General features: G+C 29.2%; 3 protein-coding genes and 1 pseudogene. 2 read left to right on the top strand and 2 right to left on the bottom strand.

The genetic code is table 11. The annotated features are described in order from the left end of the window. Positions 1-270: 270 nt before the first annotated feature. Positions 271-1668, bottom strand: a complete 1398-nt coding sequence (locus tag COL3_RS24160) for a Na+/H+ antiporter NhaC family protein (RefSeq protein WP_008426999.1) — start codon at positions 1666-1668, stop codon at positions 271-273. Positions 1669-2014: 346 nt separating this feature from the next. Further along, positions 2015-2362, bottom strand: coding sequence for a four-helix bundle copper-binding protein (locus COL3_RS24155; RefSeq protein WP_008427001.1), 348 nt, complete (start codon positions 2360-2362; stop codon positions 2015-2017). A 696-nt stretch (positions 2363-3058) separates the two neighbouring features. Here COL3_RS24155 and COL3_RS24150 point away from each other — a divergent pair. After that, positions 3059-3742, top strand: a complete 684-nt coding sequence (locus COL3_RS24150) for a response regulator transcription factor (RefSeq protein ID WP_099716739.1) — start codon at positions 3059-3061, stop codon at positions 3740-3742. Continuing rightward, positions 3739-4442: pseudogene (locus COL3_RS24145) on the top strand (HAMP domain-containing protein); the annotation flags it as partial. The gene COL3_RS24150 and the pseudogene COL3_RS24145, both read left to right, overlap by 4 nt.

Here is a 4442-nt window from a genome sequence, read left to right as displayed (position 1 = left end):
TTAAAGTTGTTAAGGTTATGTATTTTGGAGAAAGTCCTACGAAACTTGAATCAATTCCAGTTTCCATAGGTACAAAATTAGCATTAACTATATCGATGATAATACTTGTTGTTCTTGGAATTTATCCTACTCAGGTAATAAATGTTGTCTTAACAGTTTCTAAAGCGTTTTTGATTTAGAGTAAGAAATGATGGATATCTAGTCTAGCAATAATTTATCCAATATTGTTATTAGGAAAGAAAGCGTTAAAAGTTGCTTTCTTTCCTAAAATTATGTGAAAAATCCAATGGCTGTATAGGCAATTGCTGTAGTAATAACGCCAGCTATAACATATGGAAATGATGTGGTTAAATGCTTTCCAAAAGAGGTATCGGCCATTTGTGCAGATAGGGGAGATATTATATCAGCTACTGCACCACCTGCCCAAACGGTTCCTATCATTAATGAAATATTAACACCAGAATTTATAGAAAAGTTAACAGCTAAAGGCATCATAAGTGCCCAAGTTGCCCAAGATGATCCGAGTGTATAGGATATTAGACCACTTATTAAAAATAATATTGCTGGTATGAGAAATCTTGGAATACTTCTAACTAAATCTTCACTTATAAGATTATTAAATCCTAAGTCTTGAGTAATAGAAGTAAGAGCCCAACTAAGTATTAGAATAATTACAAGAGATAAAACTTTTTCTCCACCCTTTATGATATGGTCCTCTATTTCAGCCAAGCTGATTTTTTGAAATACAAAGTATACTGCAGTTATAAATATAGTAAATATTACACCAGAGAATATAGAAACACTAAATTCAGCTGAACTAAGTGCTCCTAGGAAACTTGTTGAGTTATTCTTTCCAGTCCACCAAAAAAAGAAAATTGTGCTTATAAGTAATACAGATACAGGTAGTATTAGGTTTTTACTATTTTTAGGGTATTCTTCAATAGATTTTCCAGATAGCTGCTCTTTTTCTATATGTCCTTTTGTAAATTCTTCTTTTTCTCCAGTGTCTTTCCCTATTTTATATTTACCAAATCCCAGTCCGAATAGCGTAATCCCAATAGATATAAGTATCATAATCCAAGAGAACAGATTCCAAAACACACTCTTTACAACAAGTGTATATGAATTTTCAGTTATTCCTGTATCTTTAATATTATTTGTGACTAATGTTACCATATATCCTAGATATGCAGTAGCAATCGGTATTAATAAAATTAGTTGAAGACTTGTTACAGATAAAATAAAAGCCAATTTTTCCTTAGAGCCTTTAACTTTATCTAAAACTGGAGTGAGAACAGTACCAACTGCTATTGTGTGAAATGAACTATCAAAGAAGGTTATAATGCTCAAAAGCCAAGCCCATCCTAGAACACCTCTTTCACTTTTTACCAACTTACTTACCTTGTCGCTAAAACCGGAAATACCACCAGCCATTTCTATTAAATCTGCTAAAGACCCAAAGGCAATCAAAAAAGCTAATGTGTATGCACTATCCTTATCAGCAATAGAATCTATCATATATTCTCCTATTGCAGTGATACCACCAATTAAGCCTTTGCTTATTAATGTACCCACTAAAACTCCCACAAATAATGATGCTATGAGTTTTTTAGTTTTAAAGGTAAAAATTATTGTTATTATTGCAGGTATTAATGATAACCAAATCAAATTACTAATCCTCCTTAGTGTCTATATTAATAATCTTATATAGATATCGTATTAGATTAACTATCCCAATTACTATATCTCATAATTTAAATTTAATATTTAATTTCAATATATTGTTTATTTTATGTTAGAAAATTGTTTTTATCCAATCCGGATGGAAGTCGGTTAGAGATAACAGTATGGCTTATTCTACAAATAATATAAATAGGTATAGAACTGAATATTGTTAATCATGATTAGATATGGCAGGTTTTTGAAATTGATTATTTTATATTTCTATCTAGAATAATGAAAATAATACAAAAACCAGTGGTAAATACACTACTGGCTTTTGTATTAGTATTACTTACATATTAGACATATTTCTGCATTCATTAGCACATGCACGACATTCATCAGCACATTTTTGGCAATGCTCATCCTTAAACATATCGCATTCTTGCGCACATTTATCACAAATAGTAGCGCAAAGCTTGCAATGTTCCTTTGAAAATTGACCATTCATTGACATCATAGCTGATGACATTTGGCACATTTGAGCACATTCAACAAGAAGACTTATACAATTCTTTCTTGCTTCTACATCTGGTTCATTTAGACATGCGTTGAAGCATTCGTAACATGCTTGAGAGCATCTGTTGCATTCATCAATGCATTTTTGAAATTTTTCAGTTATATTTGGTGTTATTACCATTTTATCATCTCCTTAAATTTATTTTAAAAATACATAATCTATTGTGCTCAAACTCATAGTAAATATACAAAATATTAATCAGCAAAAAAAACGATAATACCATTTATTGGATATAGAAAAACAAGGAATTTGAGTATAACCTTTAGGTATTTTAATAAAAAATAAGACCCAAGAGATTAAACAATCACATCTTTTAGGTCTACCTTTATTTGAACTTAAGAGTAATTTATAGAATACTAAACAATTTGAAATTTATTTTTTATAGATAATCCTAGTTATCATACCACCAGGCGATTCACCATTATTGGATTGATGAAAAGTCTTTGTACCATTTACAGGTCAAATTCCAAAATTATTCAAGGCATCTATACAAAGATTGCTTAATATATTATGTTTAATAGGTTCTGCAGTTAAATGAAAATGTCTAGTGTTATCGCTATAGTGATATTTTGCAAAGGGAACGTCTGGTGAGCGAAGTATGCTTTCTAAATCTTTCATAAATCATATTTCTTATATAAATGATTATTCATATTAAAATATGAATTCAACTAGTTAACTGTTACAGCCTAAAAAATAAGAATATTTAAAATTTCAAAACAAAGGATTTCTCCCTACATATAAACTTCATAAATTTATGTTAAAATAATAAATATACGAAAGTATAATAAAATAAGAAAATTTTAAGAGGTTAATATTATGAACAATATTTTAATAATTGAAGATGAAAAAAGCGTATCAGATGTTGTAAAAGCATATTTAGAAAAAGAAGGATATGGAGTTTATTCTACAGAAAATGGATTAGATGGAATAGAATTATTTAGAAAAGAAAAAATTGATCTTGTTATTTTAGATTTAATGCTGCCAGATATAGATGGTGAAGAAGTTTGCAAAATACTTAGAAAAATATCAGACGTATATATTTTTATGCTAACTGCTAAAAGCACTTTAAGTGATAAAATAGAAGGGTTAAATATTGGAGCTGATGAATATTTAACAAAACCATTAAGTCCAAGAGAACTTACTGCCCGTGTTAATGCGCTGTTTAGAAGAGTTGGGGGAAGTAAAGAAAATATTCTTTACTTTAATAATAATAAATTAATAATTGATATTGATAAGAGATCAGTTAAATTAAACGGACAAGAAGCCAATTTAACTCCGAATGAATTTGATATACTGTATGTTTTAGCTTTAAATAAAGGAAAAGTATTTACAAGGGAAGCAATAATAGAAAGAGCGTTTGGTATTGATTTTGATGGCTCAGATAGAAGTATAGATGTTCATATCAAAAATTTACGTAAGAAGATTGAGGAAGATACTAAATCTCCACAATATATACTTACTGTTACAAAAATCGGTTATAAATTTGGTGAGGAAATATGAGGCAGAGTATTAGGGAACGATTAAGTTTTATACTTATCTTTTGTTCAGTAGTTTCCGTACTTTTATCAGTTTTAATTATAAATACAACAATAACCAATACTTTTAATAGATATATGGAGGATATTCAAACTAAAAGAAATACAAGGTTAGTAGAATATTTTCAGCAAGTCTATAAAAATGATGGACGCTGGAATTCAACTTCAGGTGAAGAAATGATGCATGAAGCGTATATGAGCAATTACTGTTTAAGTCTTTTGGATGAAAATAGAAAAGTTGTATGGGAAATGAACCATGAAGATATACAAAATAAAAATCATATGACAGTAAATGGTAAAGAAGAAACTGGAGTGTATACTTCCAATACTTTTGATATAAATATAAATGGAAAAACAGTAGGGTATATTATAGTTGGACAGTATTCACCTGTTCTGCTTTCACAGGAAGACATAAGCTTTAAGGGGCAAATTAATAAGAGTATTGTATTTAGTGGAATATTAACATTGATAATAGTAGCGGTAATAAGCTTGATTTTATCAAAGCAATTTTCTGAACCTATAAAAGCAGTTGCAAAAACTTCTGTAAGCTTGTCAAAAGGAAATTATAATTCTAGATCAAATGTAAAAAGCAGCATTGAAGAAATTCGGAATTTAACTGAGAGTATAAATTCTCTAGGAGAGAAACTAAATAGCCAGGATCTACT

The sequence above is a fragment of the Clostridium sp. LS genome, from assembly GCF_002760435.1.
Classification (GTDB): domain Bacteria; phylum Bacillota; class Clostridia; order Clostridiales; family Clostridiaceae; genus Clostridium.
The sequence above is the reverse complement of the archived record's forward strand: the minus strand, read 5'-3'. Positions and strand labels throughout refer to the sequence as shown.